Origin of the sequence: Bifidobacterium amazonense (assembly GCF_018555435.2) — a bacterium.
In the GTDB taxonomy this organism is placed as follows: Bacteria; Actinomycetota; Actinomycetes; order Actinomycetales; family Bifidobacteriaceae; genus Bifidobacterium; species Bifidobacterium amazonense.
Map to the genome: position 1 here is coordinate 25,144 of NZ_JAFEJT020000010.1, position 21,293 is coordinate 46,436.

Below are 21,293 nucleotides of genomic sequence, written 5' to 3' on the forward strand. Positions count from 1 at the left end.
TTGCTACCTCGCGGCTGTCGCCGCTCGGCTGAGCCTACAAACAGCCCACTGGGCTGTTTGCTTAACGGCTCAGCGGTTCAGCCTTCCAGCGGAACCGCGGCGATGGCGGCCTTCTCGATGGGCAGGCCCTTGCCGAAGCGCTCGAAGAAACGCTCGAAGCCGGCCACGTCGTTCGGATCCGGCGTCTCGGTGGTGGACTGCGCGTCCTTGAACACGCGGCCGTCGAGGTAGTCGGCGAGGTTGGTGTGGTCCTCGTTGGTGTTCCACAGGTAGTCGGCGAGCACGGCCATGCCCCAGGCGCCGCCCTCGGCGGCGGTGGTCATGACCTTGATCGGGGTGTCGAACGCGGCGGCGAGGATCTTCTGCGCGACCTTCGGGGTGGTGAAGATGCCGCCGTGGCCGACGAGCGAGTCGATTTCGACGTGCTCGTCCTTGGTCATCACGTCCATGCCGATCTTGACCGGGCTGAACGCGCTGAACAGCTGGGCGCGCATGAAGTTCGCGAGGCTCATGTGGGCTTCGGGGTTGCGCACGAAGAGCGGGCGGCCCTCCTCGAGGCCGGCGAGGAATTCGCCGGAGCGGAACGGATAGTTGATCAGGCCGCCGCAGTCGGCGTCCGCGTCGTCGGAGATGGCGGTGCGGAACAGCGTGCCGTACAGCGTGCCGGCGTCGACCGGCTGGCCGATCGCGGCCGCGAACTGGCCGAACAGGCCGACCCACGCGTTGAGGTCGGAGGTGAAGTTGTTGGCGTGGCTCATGCCCGCGAGGTCGCCGGCCGGGGTGGTGACGAGGTCGACTTCCGGATGCAGGGCCTTGAGCTTGTGCTCGAGGACGACCATCGCGAAGATGGAGGTGCCGGCGGAGACGTTGCCGGTGCGCACGCGCACGGAGTTGGTGGCGACCATGCCGGTGCCCGCGTCGCCTTCCGGCGGGGCGAGCGTGATGCCGGGCTTGAGGGTGCCGGTCGGGTCGAGCAGCAGCGCGCCCGCCTCGGTGAGCGTGCCGGCCGGGGTGCCGGCGACGAGCGGGGTCGGCAGCAGGTTCTCGAGCTTCCACGGCTGGGCGGCGACTTCGGGCAGCGCGTCGAACTTCTCGATGAACGCCTGTTCGTAGGTGTGGGTGGTCGGGTCGATCGGGAACATGCCGGAGGCGTCGCCGATGCCGAGCACCTTCTCGCCGGTGAGCTTCCAGTGCACGTAGCCGGCCAGCGTGGTGAAGTAGGCGACCTTGGAGACGTGCTCCTCCTTGTTGAGCACGCACTGGTAGAGGTGCGCGATGGACCAACGCTCGGGGATGTTGTACTGGAACAGCTCGGAGAGCTTCTCGTGGGCCTCGTGCGTGTTGGTGTTCTGCCAGGTGCGGAACGGCACGAGCAGTTCGCCGTCCTTGTCGAAGGCGAGGTAGCCGTGCATCATGGCGGAGAAGCCGATGTGGCCGATCTTGGTGAGCTTTTCGCCGTAGGCGGTGTGCACGTCGTTGGCCATGGCGGCGTAGGCGGACTGCAGGCCCTTCCAGATCTCGTCGACCGAGTAGCTCCACAGGCCGTCCTCGAGGTGGCTGGCCCAGCTGTAATCGCCGGAGGCGATGGTGGCATACGTGTCGTCGATCAGCACGGCCTTGATGCGGGTGGATCCGAATTCGATGCCGAGCGAGGTCTTGCCGGCGCGGATCTTTTCGGCGATGCCGGCGATCTGTTCGGTGTCGCTCACGGTTGCTGCCATAGTGCGAACTCCTTGTCGTTACCTAAGCTCCCAAGCGCCGCATCCACTCCATCGGAGAACTGTTAGCGCTCACATCAACGGTTTCATTGTAGCGAGGTGGGCGGATGAGCACAACCCCGCCGTGTCTTGTGTTGATAGCCGGCCATAAACGCGGCATATGGCCGTTTTCCCGCGACGTGCACGATGCGCACCGTCAGCGAAACAGCCGATCGCCGAGACATCTGATTGCCGACGACAATCGTTTCCCGATGCCAGACAGCCGGCCCAGCCGGCCAGATCAGCCGGCTGGGCCGCCCGGTCAGCGACGCGGCGCGGCCGGAGCCAGAGACGCGCGGTCGATCACCGCCGCCGGGATCAGTCCCACGCCATGCGCTGAGGCGGGCAGGGAGACGCCCTCGCCCTCCCCCAGCAATCGCAGCGCCTCGCGCATCGCCACGCGGCCGAGCTGTTCGAAATCGGGCCGCACCGTGGTCAGCGGCGGATACATGTTGTCCATCGCGGGCATGTCGTCGAAGCCGACGAGGCTCACGTCCTGCGGAATGCGCACGCCGTGCTCGTGCAGGGCGCGCGCCACGCCGACCGCCATCGCGTCGTTCGCGGCGACGACGACCGTCGGCAGCACGCCGCCGGACCGTCCGATCGAATCGAGCAGATGGTTCATCCGACCGTACGCCTCGGACGAATCCCACGTGTCGCAACGGACCGTGACCGAACTGATCGAGCGCTCACGCGACAGCTTGACCCACGCATCCAGTCGCGTCGTCGCGTCGCGCCATTCGGACGGTCCGGCGAAATACAGCGCACGACGGTGCCCGTACTCGCCGAGCAGACGCACGACGTCCTCCATCGCGCCCCACTGGTCGACGCCGACCATCGACACCTTGCCGTGGTCGCGCGAACGGATCAGCCGCAGCCCCTCGCTCACGCTCAGCGCGCCGTGCGTGGACGTGACGAACACGCGCGGCTGGCTGATCTGCGTGCGGCAGGCCGCCTCGAACATCGCGTCGGTGGGGGTCAGGAAGATGAACGCATCGACGTTCTGCTCGCTGAACGTGCCGCACAGGTCCTCGAATTCGGACTGCGTGCACAGCGCCTCGTGCACCATCATCACCGACATGAACAGGCCGTGCTGGCGGGCGAGCGTCTCGATCGACGTGATCGCCGAGATCGGTCCGAAGAAACGCAGGCCGCCTGCGATCAGGCCGATCGTGCGCGAACGGCGCGAGGCGAGCGCACGGGCCGAGTTGCTGGGATGATAGTCGAGCTGCTTGATCGCGGCCTGCACCTTGGCCCTGGTCGCGTCCGAGACGTCGGGGGAATTGTTGATGACCCTGGATACGGTCTGGTGGCTGACCCCCGCCAGTTTGGCCACTTCGAACATCGACGGGCGCTTGCCCGCCCCGCGCTTGCCTGCCATACGTAAACCTCCCCGCATGTCTGCCTCGGCATCGGTGGTTTCGAGCTTACCGCGTCCGCGGGCGCAACACGGTGAGAACGCTCACAATCGCCGAAAATCACGGAAATCAGCGATAGGTGACACGCGCGCCGCCGCTCAGGTGGTCAGGTGAGCTTCCAGCTGACGCGGTGCAGGGGCGTCGGCCCGAGCTCGGCGATGGCGGCGCGATGCGCGGCCGAACCGTAGCCCTTGTTGTGCTCCCACTCGTACGGGGCCCATTCGGGGTGGGCGTGCGCGAGCTCGACCATAAGCCGGTCTCGCGTGACCTTGGCGATCACGGCCGCCGTGGCGACCGTCGCGCAGTGCCGGTCGGCCTTGACCAGCGTGGTGATGCGCGCGGGCGCAGGCACGTCGGGCGCGTCGAACGTGTCGAGCGTTTTGGTGATGTAGTCGTTCGGCCCGTCGAGGATGCCGGCGACGCGCACGGCGGCATCGGTCCGATCGGCATCGGTTCCGTCGAGTCCCAGCCTGCGTTCCGCTTCGGCGAGCGCGCGCAACGCCGCGACGCCGAGCGCGTGGGAGATGCCCCATTCGTCGATTTCCGCGTTGCTGGCCGACCCGACGGCCCAGGCCGCGCACCATGACTTGAGTTCGTCGACGATCGCCTCGCGGCGGCGTTCGGTGAGCATCTTCGAGTCGGCCACGCCGTCGGGCACGGCGAGCGACGGCAGGTCGCACGCGCGGATCATGGCCGCGCCGACCATCACCGGTCCGGCGAGCGAGCCGCGGCCGACCTCGTCGAACCCGACGATCAGTTCCGCTCCCCCGTCTGCAAGTTCACGTTCCAGCCGCAGCGTCGGCACTTCCTGAATCGACATGGTCTTCCTTTCGTCATCGTCATATCCGGCGGAATGTGACTGTCCACGGCCCGCAACCATCGCGCGAATCACTGCCGCGGTACGGATCGCGGCCGTCGACCGGACCGGACTTGTCGATCGTTCTGTATCGTCGTGCGGACCCCGGCCGTTACGACTGCTGCGATTCACTGCCGTCCGGCACGTCGGCGAACACGTCGTGATGATCGGCGAACGTGCCGATGCGGTCGATCGGCCAGTATCGCGCGATAGCGACGCCGACCACGTCGTTCACCGGAACGAGCCCGTGGTCGCCGTCATCCTGATGGTAGCGGGAGTCGGCGGAATTCGCGCGGTTGTCGCCGAGCACGAAGACGTGGCCGGCGGTGACCTCGACGCGGAACGGGAACGCGCTCGGCTCGACGCCGGGGCGCAGGTAGGAGCTTTCGTCGACGGCGACCCCGTTGACCTTGACCGGCTGACCCGCACCCTCGCATTCGACCACGTCGCCAGGCAGGCCGATGAGCCGTTTGATCAGATAGTCGCCGCCGAGGTTGCCGCTGTGTTCGGCCGACAGCCAGTTGGCCGGATCCTTGAACACGACGACGTCGCCGCGCCGCAGATCGAAGACGCGTGGAGTGAGCTTGCTGGTGACGACCTTGTCACCGGGTTCGATGGTGTTCATCATGGAGCCGGACGGGATCACGTAGCAGCCGATGAGCAGGATGCGTACGAGCAGCACGATGAGCACCGGCACGCCGCACCAGATCAGGAAATCGCGCCAACCGGACGTCTCCGTCCCGTCGGAGGCCGCGTGACCCGCCGGACGGGCGGCCGTATCGAACGCCGCACGCGACGGCAGCGGTTCCGGGTTCACCCCGTGGTCGGACACCATCAGCGTATGCCGGTCCTCGTCGTTCGACTGCATGTGCAACTCCTTGTCCATTCCGCGCCGCGTTCGGCATTCCATCTTACGGGACTCTTGCGGGACTCTTGCGGATCTCCCGCCGGACGAATACGCGAACAGCCCGGAACCAGACGGTCCGGGCTGTTCGTTCACGCGCTAGGCGAAACTCACTTGGCGGAGTTGTCGCGACGCTCGACGATGCGAGCGGCCTTGCCGCGCAGGGAGCGCAGGTAGTACAGCTTGGCGCGACGCACGCGGCCGCGACGGACCAGCTTGATGGAGTCGATGGACGGGGAGTGCACCGGGAAGCGGCGCTCGACACCCGTGCCGAAGCTGATCTTGCGGACGACGAAGGTCTCGTGCAGGCCGGCACCGTGACGGGCGATCACCACGCCGGTGAACGTCTGGATACGGGAGTTGTTGCCTTCCTTGATCTTCACGTTCACGTCGACGGTGTCGCCGGGACGGAAGGCCGGGATCTCCTCGGCCGGCTTGAGGTGCTTGGCGTCAAAAGCGTCAATAGCGTTAGCCATGATATTCCTTAGTCGCTGCCGCATATCAGCCACAGTCAGGGTACGCCCTCGCGTGTTGCGCGGTTGCGAACGCTGTTGCGTATTCGCCCGCCCGCGATCGGCGACCAATGTCGTTCTCCCTCGGGTTTGCCCTCGGGATGCCTGTCAATCCGCCGGAAGTCAGGCGTCCGCATCTCGCGCACGCCGTCCGGCTGGACCCTTGGAGAGACCGGCTTATGCGGCGGCCCGCCTCTCGACACAGCAATCGACAAGTCTATGCTCCTGCCCGGACAGTCCGTCCGGCCAGTGGCACGCCTCCCCGGATCCCCTACTCGACACAAGCCAACGCCGATCCGCCTTCTGTCGTTGGCTCCCGGCGAGCCAAGCCACCCCACTCACCACAAACCAACGCAAACCAACCTCCCCGCGTTAGCTCCCGGCGAGCCGAACCACCCACTCACCACAAACCAACGCCAATCCACTCCTCAGCGTTGACTTCCGGCGAGCCGAACCACCCCACTCACCACAAACCAACGCAAACCGACCCTTCAACGTTGGCCCTTGGCGAGTTGTATGAGCTACCGACGCATGAGCTCGGCCACGGCGGCGCGGATGGCGGGTTCGGCGGCGGCCGGGCTGTCGATGGCGGCCACGGACCGCTCGATCGGGCACATGCCGTCGCCCGCGCGGTTGAGAATCATCGGCACCAGCGTGCCATAGCCCGCCGCGATGCCGTTCGCACGTAGCGTCGCAAGACCGGCCTCGCTCATGGTCTGCGCGTAGACGGCCGCAACGCCGAGCTTCGCATACAGCAGCGCCGCACCTTTGCCGACAACCCGGTCGGCGGCCGAGAATCCGTCGAGACACTGCCCGGCGGCCAGCCATTGCAGCAGCGGACGCACGCCGCGACCCGTGCCGGTCAAGGTCAGCGTCCGCCCGGTCGCATCATCGGTACGGCAGGCCGCGCAGCCCAACTCGTCGTCGCCCAGCAGCACGGCCTTCGCACGCGCAAGATCATCGGGATCGGCGTGCTTCGTCGTCACATCATCGGTCATACAGTTTCTCTCCCATGACAAGGCCCCTCCGGATGGAGGGGCCAACGCAACCCGGCAACGCCGCCTGCGACCGCCTACTTGCGGCGGTCCACCGCGGTCATGACCACGGGCACCAGCACCCACTGCAGCACGAGTCCCGGCAGGCCGGTCACGACGGCGGCCGCGACGGACGCGACGGTCATCGTCGTATTGCCGAGCAGCGACACGGCCACGGCGATCGCCAGCGCATCGACGATACGGCCCGCGACCTGCGCGCCGAGCAGCCTCACCAGCCACGCGATCGGCGACGGCACGGCGGCCGGCAGCCGCACGCCGCGCAGGAGACCGGCGAGCAGGCCGTACGTGACGAGCTCGATCACCATGAACGGCACCATCGGGGCCATCGGCATGCCGGTGAGCAGGAAGCTCACGATCGGGGCGAGCGCGCCGGTCGCGAGCCCGGCGAACGGTCCGGCCAGCAGGCCGACGAGCAGGACGGGCAGGTGCATCGGCAGCAGGGTCTGGCCGATCATCGTGCCGAGGCCGAGCGCCGCACCGGCGACGTGGAACACCTGCGGCAACGCGACCGCGGCCACGACCGCGATGATCGCGGCGGCGGTCTGGAACCTCACGGACGGCAGGGCGGCCGTGAACGTACGGTCGGACGTGGTTTGGGTTGATTGCATGACATGTTCTCCTTGCTTCTTATGGCTTCTGTCTATGGCTTCCGTGACGTTGACGGACACGATGCGGCGGGCGCGGCCGCCTGATTCCCGCAGCCGTTCTCGCGGCGAACACGTTCCACCGGCAACGCGTCACGATCCGGCCCGGCACCTGGCTCGGTCCGGTTCAGCGCTGGTCCAGATCGACGAGCTGGTATTCGCGGCTGCCGAGGTCCATTTCGACGGCGTGTTCGATGGTGTGGATGCCGTGGCGCGATTCGATGCGTTCGACCATCGCGGCATTGTCCTCGTCGGCCGTGTAGATGCGGTCGACGCACGCCTGGTCGACGGCCACCGGGTCAAGCGAGCCGAACACGCCGATGTCGTGCATACACGGCGCGGATGCGTTGCCGTCGCAGTCGCAGTCGACGGACAGGTTGTTCATCACGTTGATGAACAGCATGTTGCCCTTGAGCGCGTCGAACACGGCGGTTGCGGCCTCGGCCATCGCCTCGAGGAACGCGTCCTGGTCGCCGCTGAACGGGTTGTTGAGGATCTTGTCGCCGCCCGAATGCAGCCGGCGCTTGCCGTTCGAGGACGCCATGCCGATCGAGATGTTCTTGAGCGCTCCGCCGAAGCCGCCCATCGCATGGCCCTTGAAATGCGAGAGGACCGCGTAATAGTCGTAGTTTGGGAAATGCGAGCCGACGATGTCGCCGGTGATGCGCCTGCCGCCGGCGACGGGGATGGTGATCTCGCCCTCCTCATCCTGGATGTCGCACGGCGCGATGTCGGTGAAGCCGTGCTCGCGGATCGTCTGCCAGTGATGTTCGCTCGTGTTGCGCGTGCCGGGGTACGCGGTGTTGCACTCGACGATCGTGCCGTCGAGTTCGTGCACGAGGTCGGCGATGAGCGACGGCTGCAGGTAGTGGCTGTTGCCGCCTTCGCCGGAGCTGAGCTTGACCGCCACCTTGCCCTGCGGCCGGGCGCCGAGCGCCTTGTAGACGCGCATGAGTCCGGCGGGGCTGATGTCTCGTGTGAAGTAGACCTTGGCCGCCATCGGATAATCGGTCTGGTAGGTCGTTACCATGCTGCCTCCTTGCTTCATTGGTTGCTCCCATGGTCCACCATACTCAGCCCGCGTTACACGTGCGGAGCAAGGATTCCGGGGAATCATCGGCAGGGGATGACCGGCGGCGCACGGCGGCGATACGACAAAACGGCCCTCCGCCGAAGCGGAAGGCCGTTTCATTCGCTCAGATCCCGTTACGCGACGGAATCAGGACGGAATCAGAACTCGCGGTTGGCGCGGTAGAACTGGATGAGCGCCTGGGTGGACGCATCCTGCTGGGCGAGCGCCTCGTCGTCCTTGGAAATCGCCGGGGTGATCTGCTTGGCGAGCTGCTTGCCGAGCTCGACGCCCCACTGATCGTAGGAGTCGAGGCCCCACACGGTGCCCTCGACGAAGGTGATGTGCTCGTACAGGGCGATGAGCTCGCCGAGCGAGAACGGGGTCAGGGCCACGCCGAAGATCGAGGTGGTCGGGCGGTTGCCGGTGAACACGCGGGCCGGGACGATCTCCTCCGGGGTGCCTTCGGCACGGACCTCGTCGGCGGTCTTGCCGAACGCGAGGGCCTTGGTCTGCGCGAGGTAGTTGCCGAGGAACAGCTCGTGCACGTCCTGGTCGCCGTCCTTGGTCGGGTTCGGGGTGTTGACGAACGCGATGAAGTCGGCCGGGATGAGCTGGGTGCCCTGGTGAATCAGCTGGTAGAAGGCGTGCTGGCCGTTGGTGCCCGGCTCGCCCCAGAAGATCTCGCCGGTCTCGGTGGTGACCGGGGTGCCGTCCCAACGCACGGACTTGCCGTTGGACTCCATGGTCAGCTGCTGCAGGTACGCCGGGAAGCGGTGCAGGTACTGGTCGTACGGCAGCACGGCGTGCGAGGCGGCCTTGAAGAAGTTGCGGTACCAGACGTTAAGCATGCCGAGCAGCACGACGACGTTCTTCTCGAACGGGGTGTTGGCGAAGTACTCGTCGATCTCGTGGAAGCCGTGCAGGAACTCCTCGAAGCGGGCCGGGCCGAAGACCACGGCGAGGGAGGTGCCGACGGCGGAATCGACGGAGTAGCGGCCGCCGACCCAGTTCCAGAAGCCGAACGCGTTGTTCGGATCGATGCCGAACTCGGCGACCTTCTCCAGGTTGGTGGAGACGGCCACGAAGTGCTTCTTGATGGCTTCGGCCTTCTGGGCCTCGTCGCCGTCGGCGATGGCGCCGTTGGCGGTGAGCTCCTCGAGCAGCCAGGTGCGGGCCTCACGGGCGTTGGTGAGGGTCTCCAGCGTGGTGAAGGTCTTGGAGACGATGATGAACAGCGTGGTCTCCGGATCGAGGCCCTTGGTCTTCTCGGCCAGGTCGTTCGGGTCGATGTTGGAGATGTAGCGGGCGGAGATGCCGGCGTCCGCGTACGGCTTGAGCGCCTCGTACGCCATGACGGGGCCCAGGTCGGAGCCGCCGATGCCGATGTTGACGACGGTCTCGATCTTGCGGCCGGTGATGCCGGTCCACTTGCCGGAACGCACTTCGTCGGCGAACTTGTAGATGCGGTCAAGCACCTCACGCACGTCCTTGACGGTGTCCTGGCCGTCGACGATGTACTTGCCCTCGTCCTCGACCGGGCGGCGCAGCGCGGTGTGCAGCACGGCGCGATCCTCGGTGTTGTTGATGTGGACGCCGGAGTACATGGCCTTGATGCGGTCGCCCAGCTTGACCTCGTCGGCGAGGAAGGTGAACAGGCGCAGGGTCTCCGGGGTGATCAGGTTCTTGGACAGATCGAAGTGCAGATCACCGGCGTCGAAGCTGAGTTCCTTGACGCGGTCGGGGTCCTCGGCGAACCACTTCTTGAGGCTGATGCCCTCGGCCTGCAGCTCGTCGTAGTGCTTCTGCAGCGCGACCCACGCCGGGGTCTTCGTGGCGTCGATAGGAGGATTGATGGCCATAGGTATTGGTCCTTTCATCATCACTTAGCGAAGCGGCGCGGCGCTCCGGCCAACCTGACGACGGCCGAATGCCACTCCGGTTACTTCACCTCACAAGATACTCACAAAAGCAGACATGATCACACAAAACAACGATTCGACAACGTAACCGTGAACGCAAAGCAAACGATCGCAGTACAGTATTCCATCGCAGCGCACCCTGCCATACGCGCCAACCGGTACAACGACATCATGCCGCACGCGACACACAGCGCGACACACCGATCGACACGCGATTTGGCGAAATCAAAACCATGCTGTATGCTTTCAGTCTTGTGCGCGGAAAGCGAATGCGATCCGGGTAACAAGCCACTTTAGCTCAGTCGGTAGAGCGGCTCACTCGTAATGAGCAGGTCGACAGTTCGATTCTGTCAAGTGGCTCCCTCCACAACCCCGGTCCAACGACCGGGGTTTTTGCATATTCCGGCATATCCCGCCGAACGTGGCCCGGCAGTCAGGTCAGGAGGGCAGCAGGAACTGCACGCCGGTCATCAGCAGAATCGCGACGATCGCGGACGCGGCGAGCGTGAACCCGGCGAGCTTCGCATTGCCGAGCACACGGTCGGTGAACAGCGTCGAGAACACGGCGGTCGGCGCGAGCGTAAGCATCACCACGGCCTTGCGCACGCCCGCGTCGAACGGCAGCACGAACCAGGCGAGCGCCGAGAACGCAATCCCCAGCGGCAGTCGCCACGCGAGCACGCGCAGCACGTCACGCACGTCCTTGCCGGTCTGCGGCAGATCCATGAGCATGCCCACCATGAACACCGAACAGAACGAGTTCGCGTTCGCCACCGGCTCGAGCAGCGTGGGGATGAACGCGGGGATCGGGATGCGGCAGAACATGACGACGAGCATGAGCATGTAGATGTCGAACGGCACCGATGTGAGGAAGCCCTTCGCGATCTTGCGCAGCTTCGCGCGGCGGGCGAGCCGGCGCGCGTCCCGGTCCTTCGGCCGCGTGTACGGCAGGGTCGGCGCGTTGCCGGCGTGCTGTTCGGTGATCGGCTTATCCATGTCGATGTGCAGCATCGACGTGGTCATCACGTTCGTGCCGGCCGTGACCATGACCGAATTGCCGATGTCGAACATGGAGGCCGTCACCAGCGCGGAGGGGCCCATGAACGCCTGCAGCACCGGGAAGCAGAAATTGCCGACGTTGAAGCCGGACGCGTTGAGCATCAGGAACGCACGGTCGGCGGCCGGTTTGCGCCGCGAGGCGAGAAACGTGAGCGGCAGCGGCAGCAGCGCGCACAGGAACGCGAATCCGGAGATGAGCAGCATGTTCGGATGGTGCGGATTCGTGGCGAACGAGACGATGATCGACGCGGGCAGCGTGAAGTCGAACACGACGACCTGCATGACGCGATAGTCGCGCGGGCGGAACAGTCCGGCGCGCTTGACCAAATACGCGGCGAAGATGATGAGCAGGAACGCGATGGGCTTGAGCATGGCGGACATGGCTGCGTGTTTCCTCTCCCGTACTCGACCCGGCCCGGGCGGGGTGCGGCGGACGCCACGTCACGCGGAAAAGTCGGGGAAGTGCGCGCGATGGGACTCGAACCCACACGTACAAGACACAGGAACCTAAATCCTGCGCGTCTACCAATTCCGCCACGCGCGCGCAAGTCGCCAATCTAGCATAAGCCCTGCCTTACGCGCCGCACGCCTGACTGTACGCCTGGCTGTACTCCGAGACGCACGCCTGGCTGCACGCCCGCCCGCTGCTTCGACCCGGGCCGTGACGCTCCCCCGTCGTCGCGTTACCGCCGCAGCAGCCTGTGCGCGAACTGCTTGACCGCGTACCGCACCGGCATGACCGGCAGGTTGAACTCGCCCGGCATCTCCTCGACGTAGCCCTCGAAGCCCTGCTTGAATTCGAGCACGCCGCGGCCCGGATCGTCCGGGTCGTCGAACACGCCGTCGATGCCGTAGAAGTTGTACCGGCCCACGCCGCGTTCGAGACACTGCATCATCACATGATGCTGGATCGCGGTGGGCGCGTAGAACTTCGCGTACTTCTCGTCGCTGCCGGAGAACAGGTACACGCATTCGCGCGCATGCCAGACGAACAGTCCAGCCGCGACCGGCACGCGCGAGCCATCCTGTTCGATGTATTCGTGCGCCTTCTCGATGCGCTTGAGCGACGCCTCGTACGTGGAGCGCGCGGTGGCGATCTTCTTGTTCACCGTGTCCGGATACTTGGTGGTCTCCAGCGAGCGTTCGAGCTTGTCGATGTCCTTGAGGAAGCCGTCGCGCTTGCGTTCCCACGAGGCGAGGTACTCGTCCATGTCGATCGAGGCGACGAGGAATTCGGCCTTGTCGCCGAACGCGTCGAAGATGGCCTCGAAGTATGAGAGCGGGCGGTTTTCGAAGCCCTGCTTCTCGCAGCTCAGCTCGCAGATGCGGTGGAACACGTCCAGCTGGTCGCGGCGCAGCTTCTCCACATGCACCGCGCTGTTGCGGGCGATCTTCACGTTGCGGCGCGTGTTCTTGGCGTAGGAGTCGAGCAGCGCCTTCTCGTCCTTGAACCCGGCAAGGTCCTTGACGTAGCGCCAGCGCGGCACGGCCGTGTATCCGACGGTGAAGCCGGAGTGCTCGAAGCCCGCCGCCTTGAGCGCATCGACCGTTTCGTCGTCGGGCGCGCCGCCCTGATCGGCCGGCAGTTCGCCGCCGAACGAGTCGCGCAGACGGTACGGCAGTTCGGGCGTGATCTCGAGCTGGGCCGCTCCCTTGGCCTTGGCGTGCCGTTTGAGCTGTTCGACGAGGAACGAGACCAGTTCACGGTCGTGATAGTCGCACAGCGGACCGTCGTGGATGGTCGCGAACGTGGACAGTCGCGACCGGTGCGTTTCGAACAGCATGGCCGCGATCGTCTCGCCATGCTCCTTGACGGCGAGGTATTCGACGTCGACGCCTTGGCCGGCGCGCAGGCGGCCCATGGCCGAGGTCTGCTGGAAGTTGCCCTGCGGATGCGACGCGGAGAAGGCGTCGCATTCATCCGGGGTGAGCGTGGCGAGAGTGAACGAGCGCACTGGTGGGAACCGTCCTTTGACTCGAAGTCTGACTCGATGTCCCGCACGGCCGATTGTCGCCGGCCCATCGCCGGGGCCATGCGGATTGCTCAGCCGATATTAGCACCGGCGTTCCACGTGCGCCCGGGTCTTCGCCCGAGCGCACATCCTTTTCACACCGGTTCGTACCGGTTCATACCGGTTCGCGCCGGTTCTCTCACCGGTCGGGCCGGCTCGCGGCTATCGCAGCAGCCGTTCGACGGCGGGCACGAGCGCGCGCAGGGCCTTGCCGCGGTGCGAGATCGCGTTCTTTTCGGCCGGGTCGAGTTCGGCGCTGGTGAGCTTGCCGTTCATGCCGTCCGTCGCCGCGCGGGCCGGCTGGTCGTCGGGTTCGAACAGCGGATCGTAGCCGAAGCCGTGCTCGCCGCGCGGTTCGCGGATGATACGGCCGGTCATGTCGCCGATTTCGACGATCTGTTCGGCGATCGGATAGCGGTGCTCGAGTTCGGTCTGCGTCTGCGGCGAATCGGACGCGACGACGACCGGGATCTCGTCCGGCAGCGCGTCGACCTGCGGCACGACGAGCGCGGCGGCGCAGCGGAAGCGCGCGGCGCGCTTGTCGTCGGGGATGTCGGCGATCTGGGCGAGCAGCAGCGCGTTGTTGGCCGCGTCGTCGCCGTGGCGTCCGGCCCAGCGGGCCGAGAGGATGCCGGGCGCGTTGCCCATCACGTCGACGATGAGACCGGAGTCGTCGGCGATGGCCGGGCAGCCGGTGCGTTCGGCCACGTCGCGCGCCTTGAGCAGCGCGTTCTCCTGGAACGTGACGCCGGTTTCGACCGGGTCGGGCAGGTTGAGGCTGCCGGCGGAGACGAGGTCGATGCGCTCCGCGTCCGCGCCGAGTCCGGCCTCGAGGATGCGGCGGATTTCGACGAGCTTGCCTTCGTTGTGCGTGGCGACGATGAGTTTCACTGCGTGTTCCCTCCGATCCGATGCGTCAGTCCTGCGCGAGCGCGGCCTGCTGGGCGGCCTGCAGTTCGCGGTTGCCCTTTTCGGCCAGGTCGAGCAGCGTGTTGAGTTCCGCGCGGTTGAACGGGCGGTGTTCGGCGGTGCCCTGGATCTCGATGAACGTGCCGGAACCGGTCATCGCAACGTTCATGTCGGTCATCGCGCGGCTGTCCTCCGGGTACGGCAGGTCGAGCATCGGCGTGCCGTCGATGATGCCGACGGAGACGGCCGACACCACGTCCTTGAGCACGCGGTCGGCGGACCTGATGTGCTTGTTCTTCTCGGCCCAGCGCATCGCGTCGACGAGCGCCACGTACGCGCCGGTGATCGACGCGGTGCGCGTGCCGCCGTCGGCTTGCAGCACGTCGCAGTCGATCTGCACCATGTTCTCGCCGAGCGCCTTCATGTCGACGACGCCGCGCAGGCAGCGGCCGATCAGTCGGCTGATCTCGTGCGTGCGTCCGCCGATCTTGCCCTTGACGGACTCGCGGTCGGTGCGTTCGGCCGTCGCGCGCGGCAGCATCGAGTATTCGGCCGTCACCCAGCCGAGTCCGGAATCCTTGCGCCAGCGCGGCACGCCGGGCGTGAACGTGGCGGTGCACATCACGCGCGTGTTGCCGCATTCGATGAGCACCGAGCCTTCCGGCACGTCGGTGAAGTGGCGGGTGATGCGCACCGGGCGCAGCTGGTCGACCGCGCGTCCGTCGCCGCGCAGCACGGTATCGTTTCCAAGCAAATCCTTGATCTGAGCCATGAGGCCCAACCTAGCACCAACCGCCGAAGCAAGCCCGCCGGACGGACGGACGGGCACCATACTTCACAAAGTTCGCGTGATCCCGATGCGTGCGCGAACTTTGCGAGGATATCGGCGTCCGAAACTTCGCAAAGTTCGCACGGCCGTCGAGATCGCGCGAACTTTGCGAAGTTTTGGACCCCTGTTTCTTCGCAATGTGCGCGCACCCGTCGAGATCGCGCGAACTTTGCGAAGTTCCCGCGGATGGACGACGGACGGGAGCTGGCACCGGCCCGTCAAGCCGGCCCGTTCAGCCGAGCAGCGGCTTGGCGGGCTCGATGCGGTCGATGACGAAGAGGATGAGCGAGACGGCGAAGAACGCGCCGAGTAGTTCGAGGCAGTTGATGCCGAACTGCTGCCAACCGAGCGTCTTGGGATCGATGAACGTGTACGGGTACGGGTTGCCGCCGGCTGCGGGTCCCGAACCGAGCAGCGTCGGGGCGAGCCATGCGCGGCCCATCACGAACGCGAACCAGACGGGCACGTAGATCAGCCAGCTGAACATGTAATGCCATTGGAAGCGCCGATGCGGATCGAACAGGAGAAAATCGACCACGGCCATGATCGGCGCGATGCGGTGCAGCATCGTGTTGGTCATGATGCCAAGCACTTGCGGCACGTAGTTCGGGTCGTCCGGCGGCATGAGCAGGAACGCGACCGCCGCGGTGACCACCGCATACAGGGTCACCACGCCCTTGAGCCATGCCGGCGGCTGAATGCCCTTGAGAATCGTGGCCGCGCCGGCCCAGAGCATCACGAAGTCGAGCACGGCCCCGGTCTGGAACGTGAAGTACACCCACAGCACCGGGCGCTGCCACGCCTCATAGGTGCCGACGAAGCACAGCGCGGCGATCGCCAGCCGCCACAGACCCGCGAAGAATCTCATGCCGCCAAGTCTACGCGCAAGGGGTTCGCTTGGCAGGACACAGGACAGTTCGTTGCCGGCGGACCGTTGCCGACGGTTGAGGGAGGGCCTCTGCAGCGAGTAGGCTGGGAGCATCCGAAACGAGGGAGATTCCATGGACTATTCACCGGCCCTGATGACCGACATGTACGAATACACGATGCTCGATGCGGCGCTGCGCGACGGCACCGCGAACCGCAAATGCGTGTTCGAGGTGTTCACCAGGCATCTGCCCGAAGGCCGCCGCTACGGCGTGGTGGCCGGCACCGGTCGCATCCTCGACGCGCTCGAACGCTTCCGGCTGGACGACGAGGACCTGAAATTCCTGTCCGACCGCAAGGTGGTGAGCCCCGAAACGATCACGTGGCTCGAGAACTTCCGCTTCTCCGGGTCGATCAAGGGCTACCGGGAGGGCGAGATGTTCTTCCCGAACTCGCCGATCCTGCAGGTCGAAGGCACGTTCGGCGAGTGCACGCTGCTCGAGACGCTGATCCTGTCGATCCTCAACTACGATTCGGCCGTCGCATCCGCCGCCAGCCGCATGGTGAGCGCCGCCAAGGACCGCCCGTGCATGGACATGGGCGGGCGCCGCACCAACGAATGGGCCGCGGTCGCCGCCGCGCGAGCCGCCGTCGTGGGCGGATTCAAGGGCACCGCCAACCTGCTCGCCGCGCAGATGTACGGCCTCAAGGCCATCGGCACCGCCGCGCACTGCTTCACGCTCGTGCACGACTCCGAACGCGACGCATTCCGGTCGCAGATCAACGCGCTCGGCCGCAACACGACGCTGCTCGTCGACACGTACAACATCGAGGAAGCCGTGAAAACCGCCGTGGAGGTGGCAGGACCCGAACTCGGCGGCGTGCGCATCGACTCGGGCGACCTCGCCTCGCTCGCGCAGCGCGTACGCAACCAGCTCGACGCGCTGGGCGCGACCAACACGACCATCACCGTCACCAACGACCTCGACGAATACGCGCTCGCCGCGCTGCAGACAGCGCCCGTCGACTCGTACGGCGTGGGCACGATGCTCGTGACCGGCTCGGGCGCGCCCACCTGCGCGATGGTGTACAAGCTCACCGAACGCGAGAACGCGGACGGCGTGATGCAGCCGGTCGCCAAGAAGTCGAAGAACAAGGCGACCGTGCCCGGCCGCAAGCTCGCCTACCGTTCGTACGAGTACAATCTCGCCGACTGCGAGCATGTGGTCTCCGGATCGGAGGACGCGCTCGCCGCGTACCGGCCGGCAGACGGATGGAAGAACCTGCTCGTCGACTTCGTCGACCACGGCGAGATCGATGCCAAGTGGCAGGGCCACGACGCGATCACGGCCGCGCACGAGTACCGTGCGAAGGCGCTCGCCGAACTGCCGATCACCGCGCAGTCCCTGATGAAGGGCGAGCCGGTGATTCCGACGGAGACCACGGTCCTCTGACGAGGGGACTCGCCCTACTTCATCATCTCTTCGTAGATGCGCTTGCAGTCGGGGCAGACGGGGTACTTGGACGGGTCGTGCTTGGGCACCCACACCTTGCCGCACAGCGCGACGACCGGGCGGCCGGTCATGCGCGACTCGGCGATGCGGTCCTTGGACACGTAGTGCGCGTAGCGGTCCGCATCGCCGCCATCGTCGCGCTGCGTCTGCTCCTTGGTCTCCGGGCGCTCAAGCACGGCCGTGCCGGTACCCGGGTCCGGCGTGGACAGGGGCGAGACCGGATCGGCCAGATCGCGTGCGTCGCCGGTCGTCATCGCAGTCGTCATCGTCTCAGCAGACATATCGCATACTCCATCCTCGTGGGCAACAATCAACCCCATCATAGGACCGTTCCCGGCATCCGCCAACGGATCCGGCCGGGGCGCGCACCGGGCGCGCGACCGGCCCGGCGCACAACACGGCGCCGCAACCGTCGGCAAAACCCGCGCCGAACTCGCCGCGACGGGGTACGCTATGGTTTTATGACTATCGCAGTGTGTCCAGGATCGTATGACCCCGTCACCGCAGGGCATTTGGACGTAATCGAACGATGCGCGCACTTCTTCGACGAGGTGCATGTGGTGGTGGCGGTCAACGCCGCGAAAACGCCGATGTTTCCGGAATCCACGCGCGTCGAGGTGATCCGCCGCGCCATCGCCAAGGACGGGTATTCGAACATCACCGTCGCCTCGACCGACGGGCTCATCACCGACTATTGCAAGCGCGTCGGCGCGACGGTGATCGTCAAGGGCCTGCGCCAGAACGGCGATTACGAGGCCGAGCTCGGCATGGCGCTCGTCAACCGCAAGCTCGCCGGCATCGAAACGTTATTCCTGCCGGCCGATCCGATCCTCGAGCATATTTCCAGCTCGATCGTCAAGGATGTGGCGCGCCACGGCGGCGACGTGACCGGCATGGTGCCGGATTGCGTGGTGCCGATGCTCACGGACGCGCTGTATCGCGAGCGCGTGCGTCGTGAGGAACGTGCGCGGCGCGAGGGAGGGGAATGATCATGACCGATGATGCAGTGAACGACGGCACGGACGCGACCGGACAGCAGTACGCCGCCGGCACGTCCGACGCGACGGCCGATGCCGTTTCGTCGAACGGTGGCGCGGCTGATGCGAACGCCGCGTACGCCGCGGGATACGCGACGGCCGACGGACAGTCGGCTGCACAACCGACCGACCAGCCGGCGGGACAGTCCGAAACGCAGCCGTTCCAGCCGTTCCAGCCGATGCCGATCAATCCGAACGCCGATCCGGCCTCGTACCAGCCGGCCGACCAGCCGATCGCGCAGTCGTACGGGCAGTCCGCGGACGGATCTGCCGACGCGAACGGCGCCGGACAGGACGGACATGACGATCCGGCCGGACAGTCCGGCGATCCGAACGCCGCGTCCCGGCCGTCGTTCCTGATGGACTCGCTGCCGGACCTGCGCGAGAACGCGGGCGCGGGTTCGGCCGACGGCGACGCGGACGGCGCGAACCCGCGCGACGAGTTCACCACCGTCTACGACATCCTCGACCAGATGGAATCCATGCTGGAGGAGGCGAAGACCAGCTTCTTCGCGCCCGGCGTGGTGAAGGTGGACCGCGAGGAGTTCGTCGGACATCTGGACGATCTGAAGAAGATGCTGCCGGTGCAGCTCGAACGCGCGTCCGCGCTGATGCGCGAGGCCGAACGCCGGCTCGAGTCGGCGCAGACGCAGGCGAACGCGATCATCGCCTCGGCGCAGAGCCGCGCGGCCGACATGGTCAAGGACGCGAACGACCAGGCGCAGTTCCTCGCCGGCCAGGAAAACGTGACCGAACTGGCCCGCCAGAAGGCGCGCGCGATCCTCGACCAGGCGCAGACCAAGGCCGACCGGCTCACGCAAGGCGCCGACAAGTACTGCACCACCGTCATGGAAGGCCTCCAGCAGCAGCTCGGCAAGCTCGACCGCGACGTGCAGGCCGGACTTAATGTACTGTATGAACGCCAGCGCACCGCCGGCGAACAACTCCCCCATCTGAACAACAACGACTATCCGGAAAGCTGAACCATGCCCCGTCCTGAATATTCCCCGTGGGCCGTGTCCGTGGCGCAGGTCGCGTCGCGCGCCGGCCAAAGCAAGCCCATCGACGCCGTGTTCCCCGCGCCCAGCGGCATCGGCGACAACATCGTCGGCATTCCGGAAGGCTCCGACGTGCACGTGGTCGGCTCGTTCGACTCGATCGTCGACGGCCTGATCCTGACCGCACGCATCAGCGCGCCGATCAGCACGGAATGCACGCGCTGCCTCAAGCCGATCAACAAGGACTGGACGGTGGACGTCACCACGTTCTTCCCGTACGAGTCGGCCAGCGCCGACGGCAGGCACGGCGGCCGCGGACGCGACGACGACAAGGGCGAGATGGACATCATCGCCGGCGAGGACGAGTCGGAGGACACGTATCCGCTCACGCCGGACGGCGCGTTCGCCGACCTCGAGGCGCTGATCCGCGACACGCTCGCCGAATCGCTGCCGCTGCAGCCGCTGTGCCGCGAGGACTGCCTCGGCCTGTGCCCGCAGTGCGGCGCCGACCTCAACGAGGATCCGGACCATCACCACGACGTGGTCGACGACCGGTTCGCCTCGCTGGCGGCGCTCAAGGCGAAGCTCGAGTCGGGCGAATAGGCCACCCATCTTGGCTCCCCTTGTCAGGGGAGCTGTCGGCTTTGCCGACTGAGGGGTAGGCATACCCGTCGCATCAACAACTCGGGAAACTCACCGAGTGCCCTGACTGGACTTTGTACGCCCGGTGCGCTAAGATACCGAACGCTTAAGCTCAATCGTTCGATCGAAACAGAGGAATACAAATGGCACTGCCTAAGTACAAGACCTCGCGCGCCAACACGCACTCGCGCCGCGCGAACTGGAAGGCGTCTGCTGTGCAGACCGTCAGCTGCCCGAACTGCGGCGCTCCGTCGCTGCCGCACATGGCCTGCCCGAACTGCGGCAACTTCCGCGGCCGCACCTACCGTGAGGCCATCCGCTCCGCCCACACTAAGTGAGCCTGAGTTCGCGGTAACCAAGCGATAAGAAAGCCCTGCCATCGACGGGTGGCGGGGCTTTTTCGTATCCGAGGCCGGGACCGCAGGCGTCCGCGGCGGCCACTGTCCGCGCTCCGGGCTAGATAAGGTGACCATGACCGCAGAAGCAACCCAGGCATCATCGCAGAACACGAATCACGCCGCGCAGCACGACACGCGACACGCAACGCCGGCACCGATCAGCCCGACCAACGTGCTGCTCGAAGCGCTGGGCACCACGATCAGCCCCGAACTGCTCGTGCAGGCGCTCACCCACCGCTCGTTCTCGCACGAGCATCCGGGCGCGCCGAACTACGAGCGCCTCGAATTCCTTGGCGACGCGGTGCTCGAGCTTGTCTCCACCGAAACGCTGTTCGCCGCCCACCCGGACATGACCGAGGGCCAGCTCGCGAAAATGCGCGCCAAGGCCGTCTCCGAAGAGTCGCTGAGCGCGATCGCGCGCACCAAGCTGCACGTGAGCCCCTACATTCTGCTCGGCCACGGCGAGGCGAAGGAGGGCGGCGCGGAGAAAAGCTCCATTCTGTGCGACATCGTCGAATCGCTCATCGGCGCGACGTTCCTCGAGCACGGCATCGACGGCGCGCGCGAGGTGATCCACCGGCTCATCGACGACACGCTCGCCGAGGTCGCGACCGAAGGCCCGGCGCTCGACTGGAAGACGTCGCTGGAAGTCAAGTCGCACGGGCTCGGCAAGGGCGACCCGCACTACCGCATGTCCGTGAAAGGCCCCGAATACGCGCAGATCTTCACCGCGCGCGTCACGCTCGGCGACGACGAGCAGACGGTGTGGGGCGTCGGCGAGGGCTCCAGCAAGCGCAAGGCGCAGCTGGCCGCAGCCGAAGTCGCGTGGAAGGCGCTCGACAAGTAGCGCACCGGTTCACGCCGGTTCGTGCCGACGTGCGTTCGACGGAC

General features: G+C 66.2%; 21 protein-coding genes and 2 tRNA genes. 7 read left to right on the forward strand and 16 right to left on the reverse strand.

Going from position 1 to position 21,293, the window contains the following annotated elements; translation table 11 throughout:
• Positions 1–77 precede the first annotated feature (77 nt).
• The 9 genes from JS533_RS03775 to pgi form a co-directional block, all read right to left on the reverse strand.
• Positions 78–1,721 carry a xylulokinase gene (locus tag JS533_RS03775; protein ID WP_241513191.1) on the reverse strand — a complete coding sequence of 548 codons (1,644 nt, stop codon included), beginning with the start codon at positions 1,719–1,721 and terminating at the stop codon, positions 78–80.
• A 298-nt stretch (positions 1,722–2,019) separates the two neighbouring features.
• Positions 2,020–3,102 (reverse strand): LacI family DNA-binding transcriptional regulator, encoded by a 1,083-nt coding sequence (locus tag JS533_RS03780; protein WP_420838616.1) that lies wholly within the window; start codon positions 3,100–3,102, stop codon positions 2,020–2,022.
• Positions 3,103–3,281: 179 nt separating this feature from the next.
• The gene (locus tag JS533_RS03785) at positions 3,282–3,995 is read right to left on the reverse strand and encodes a ribonuclease HII (RefSeq protein ID WP_241513193.1); all 714 of its coding nucleotides are present in this window, start codon (positions 3,993–3,995) and stop codon (positions 3,282–3,284) included.
• A 148-nt stretch (positions 3,996–4,143) separates the two neighbouring features.
• Entirely contained in the window at positions 4,144–4,899 is a 756-nt protein-coding gene (lepB, locus tag JS533_RS03790) for a signal peptidase I (RefSeq protein ID WP_241513194.1), read from the reverse strand.
• A 146-nt stretch (positions 4,900–5,045) separates the two neighbouring features.
• Positions 5,046–5,411, reverse strand: coding sequence for a 50S ribosomal protein L19 (gene rplS, locus JS533_RS03795; RefSeq protein ID WP_241513195.1), 366 nt, complete (start codon positions 5,409–5,411; stop codon positions 5,046–5,048).
• Positions 5,412–5,968: 557 nt separating this feature from the next.
• Complete coding sequence (locus tag JS533_RS03800) at positions 5,969–6,445, reverse strand: DUF1893 domain-containing protein (RefSeq protein WP_241513196.1); 477 nt, start codon at positions 6,443–6,445, stop codon at positions 5,969–5,971.
• Positions 6,446–6,519: 74 nt separating this feature from the next.
• On the reverse strand, positions 6,520–7,110 hold the full coding sequence (locus JS533_RS03805) for an ECF transporter S component (protein ID WP_241513197.1): 591 nt from the start codon (positions 7,108–7,110) through the stop codon (positions 6,520–6,522).
• Between the two features lie 163 nt (positions 7,111–7,273).
• Positions 7,274–8,176 carry a DUF362 domain-containing protein gene (locus tag JS533_RS03810; protein WP_241513198.1) on the reverse strand — a complete coding sequence of 301 codons (903 nt, stop codon included), beginning with the start codon at positions 8,174–8,176 and terminating at the stop codon, positions 7,274–7,276.
• A gap of 200 nt (positions 8,177–8,376) precedes the next feature.
• Complete coding sequence (pgi, locus tag JS533_RS03815) at positions 8,377–10,077, reverse strand: glucose-6-phosphate isomerase (protein ID WP_241513199.1); 1,701 nt, start codon at positions 10,075–10,077, stop codon at positions 8,377–8,379.
• A gap of 347 nt (positions 10,078–10,424) precedes the next feature.
• On the opposite strand from pgi, the gene JS533_RS03820 reads away from it, so the two are divergent.
• A tRNA-Thr gene (locus JS533_RS03820) sits at positions 10,425–10,497 on the forward strand.
• A gap of 78 nt (positions 10,498–10,575) precedes the next feature.
• Here the strand turns inward: JS533_RS03820 and JS533_RS03825 are convergent.
• From JS533_RS03825 to JS533_RS03850, 6 genes are all read right to left on the reverse strand, one after another.
• The gene (locus JS533_RS03825; RefSeq protein WP_241513200.1) at positions 10,576–11,577 is read right to left on the reverse strand and encodes an AEC family transporter; all 1,002 of its coding nucleotides are present in this window, start codon (positions 11,575–11,577) and stop codon (positions 10,576–10,578) included.
• Positions 11,578–11,659: 82 nt separating this feature from the next.
• Positions 11,660–11,740: transfer RNA gene (locus JS533_RS03830), tRNA-Leu, on the reverse strand.
• A gap of 139 nt (positions 11,741–11,879) precedes the next feature.
• A complete protein-coding gene (locus JS533_RS03835; RefSeq protein ID WP_241513201.1) occupies positions 11,880–13,151 on the reverse strand; it encodes an aminoacyltransferase in 1,272 nt (423 codons plus the stop codon).
• Positions 13,152–13,370: 219 nt separating this feature from the next.
• Positions 13,371–14,099: a non-canonical purine NTP pyrophosphatase gene (locus JS533_RS03840; protein ID WP_241513202.1), complete on the reverse strand. Its 729-nt coding sequence runs from the start codon at positions 14,097–14,099 to the stop codon at positions 13,371–13,373.
• 25 nt (positions 14,100–14,124) lie between these two features.
• A complete protein-coding gene (gene rph / locus JS533_RS03845) occupies positions 14,125–14,889 on the reverse strand; it encodes a ribonuclease PH (RefSeq protein WP_241513203.1) in 765 nt (254 codons plus the stop codon).
• A gap of 289 nt (positions 14,890–15,178) precedes the next feature.
• Complete coding sequence (locus JS533_RS03850) at positions 15,179–15,814, reverse strand: Pr6Pr family membrane protein (protein ID WP_241513204.1); 636 nt, start codon at positions 15,812–15,814, stop codon at positions 15,179–15,181.
• A 133-nt stretch (positions 15,815–15,947) separates the two neighbouring features.
• Between JS533_RS03850 and JS533_RS03855 the strand changes: the two genes are divergently transcribed.
• Positions 15,948–17,267, forward strand: coding sequence for a nicotinate phosphoribosyltransferase (locus JS533_RS03855; protein WP_241513205.1), 1,320 nt, complete (start codon positions 15,948–15,950; stop codon positions 17,265–17,267).
• A 14-nt stretch (positions 17,268–17,281) separates the two neighbouring features.
• On the opposite strand, the gene JS533_RS03860 is transcribed toward JS533_RS03855, so the two are convergent.
• On the reverse strand, positions 17,282–17,581 hold the full coding sequence (locus JS533_RS03860; protein ID WP_420838617.1) for a DUF3039 domain-containing protein: 300 nt from the start codon (positions 17,579–17,581) through the stop codon (positions 17,282–17,284).
• 207 nt (positions 17,582–17,788) lie between these two features.
• Here JS533_RS03860 and coaD point away from each other — a divergent pair, with 207 nt between their 5' ends.
• The 5 genes from coaD (at position 17,789) to rnc (ending at position 21,249) form a co-directional block, all read left to right on the forward strand.
• A complete protein-coding gene (gene coaD / locus JS533_RS03865; protein WP_241513206.1) occupies positions 17,789–18,316 on the forward strand; it encodes a pantetheine-phosphate adenylyltransferase in 528 nt (175 codons plus the stop codon).
• A 2-nt stretch (positions 18,317–18,318) separates the two neighbouring features.
• Entirely contained in the window at positions 18,319–19,347 is a 1,029-nt protein-coding gene (locus tag JS533_RS13770; RefSeq protein WP_338024159.1) for an ATP synthase F0 subunit B, read from the forward strand.
• A 3-nt stretch (positions 19,348–19,350) separates the two neighbouring features.
• On the forward strand, positions 19,351–19,965 hold the full coding sequence (locus JS533_RS03875) for a YceD family protein (protein ID WP_241513207.1): 615 nt from the start codon (positions 19,351–19,353) through the stop codon (positions 19,963–19,965).
• Positions 19,966–20,147: 182 nt separating this feature from the next.
• A complete protein-coding gene (rpmF, locus tag JS533_RS03880; RefSeq protein WP_033494557.1) occupies positions 20,148–20,342 on the forward strand; it encodes a 50S ribosomal protein L32 in 195 nt (64 codons plus the stop codon).
• Positions 20,343–20,475: 133 nt separating this feature from the next.
• Positions 20,476–21,249 (forward strand): ribonuclease III, encoded by a 774-nt coding sequence (gene rnc, locus JS533_RS03885; RefSeq protein ID WP_241513208.1) that lies wholly within the window; start codon positions 20,476–20,478, stop codon positions 21,247–21,249.
• The last annotated feature ends 44 nt before the right edge of the window (positions 21,250–21,293 follow it).

Coding starts and splice junctions, on each gene's coding strand:
- JS533_RS03775 (WP_241513191.1), bottom strand. CDS start 1,721: ATGGCAGCAACCGTGAGCGACACCGAACAGATCGCCGGCATCGCCGAA.
- JS533_RS03780 (WP_420838616.1), bottom strand. CDS start 3,102: ATGTTCGAAGTGGCCAAACTGGCGGGGGTCAGCCACCAGACCGTATCC.
- JS533_RS03785 (WP_241513193.1), bottom strand. CDS start 3,995: ATGTCGATTCAGGAAGTGCCGACGCTGCGGCTGGAACGTGAACTTGCA.
- lepB (WP_241513194.1), bottom strand. CDS start 4,899: ATGCAGTCGAACGACGAGGACCGGCATACGCTGATGGTGTCCGACCAC.
- rplS (WP_241513195.1), bottom strand. CDS start 5,411: ATGGCTAACGCTATTGACGCTTTTGACGCCAAGCACCTCAAGCCGGCC.
- JS533_RS03800 (WP_241513196.1), bottom strand. CDS start 6,445: ATGACCGATGATGTGACGACGAAGCACGCCGATCCCGATGATCTTGCG.
- JS533_RS03805 (WP_241513197.1), bottom strand. CDS start 7,110: ATGCAATCAACCCAAACCACGTCCGACCGTACGTTCACGGCCGCCCTG.
- JS533_RS03810 (WP_241513198.1), bottom strand. CDS start 8,176: ATGGTAACGACCTACCAGACCGATTATCCGATGGCGGCCAAGGTCTAC.
- pgi (WP_241513199.1), bottom strand. CDS start 10,077: ATGGCCATCAATCCTCCTATCGACGCCACGAAGACCCCGGCGTGGGTC.
- JS533_RS03825 (WP_241513200.1), bottom strand. CDS start 11,577: ATGTCCGCCATGCTCAAGCCCATCGCGTTCCTGCTCATCATCTTCGCC.
- rph (WP_241513203.1), bottom strand. CDS start 14,889: ATGGCTCAGATCAAGGATTTGCTTGGAAACGATACCGTGCTGCGCGGC.
- JS533_RS03850 (WP_241513204.1), bottom strand. CDS start 15,814: ATGAGATTCTTCGCGGGTCTGTGGCGGCTGGCGATCGCCGCGCTGTGC.
- JS533_RS03855 (WP_241513205.1), top strand. CDS start 15,948: ATGGACTATTCACCGGCCCTGATGACCGACATGTACGAATACACGATG.
- JS533_RS03860 (WP_420838617.1), bottom strand. CDS start 17,581: ATGACGACCGGCGACGCACGCGATCTGGCCGATCCGGTCTCGCCCCTG.
- coaD (WP_241513206.1), top strand. CDS start 17,789: ATGACTATCGCAGTGTGTCCAGGATCGTATGACCCCGTCACCGCAGGG.
- JS533_RS13770 (WP_338024159.1), top strand. CDS start 18,319: ATGACCGATGATGCAGTGAACGACGGCACGGACGCGACCGGACAGCAG.
- JS533_RS03875 (WP_241513207.1), top strand. CDS start 19,351: ATGCCCCGTCCTGAATATTCCCCGTGGGCCGTGTCCGTGGCGCAGGTC.
- rpmF (WP_033494557.1), top strand. CDS start 20,148: ATGGCACTGCCTAAGTACAAGACCTCGCGCGCCAACACGCACTCGCGC.
- rnc (WP_241513208.1), top strand. CDS start 20,476: ATGACCGCAGAAGCAACCCAGGCATCATCGCAGAACACGAATCACGCC.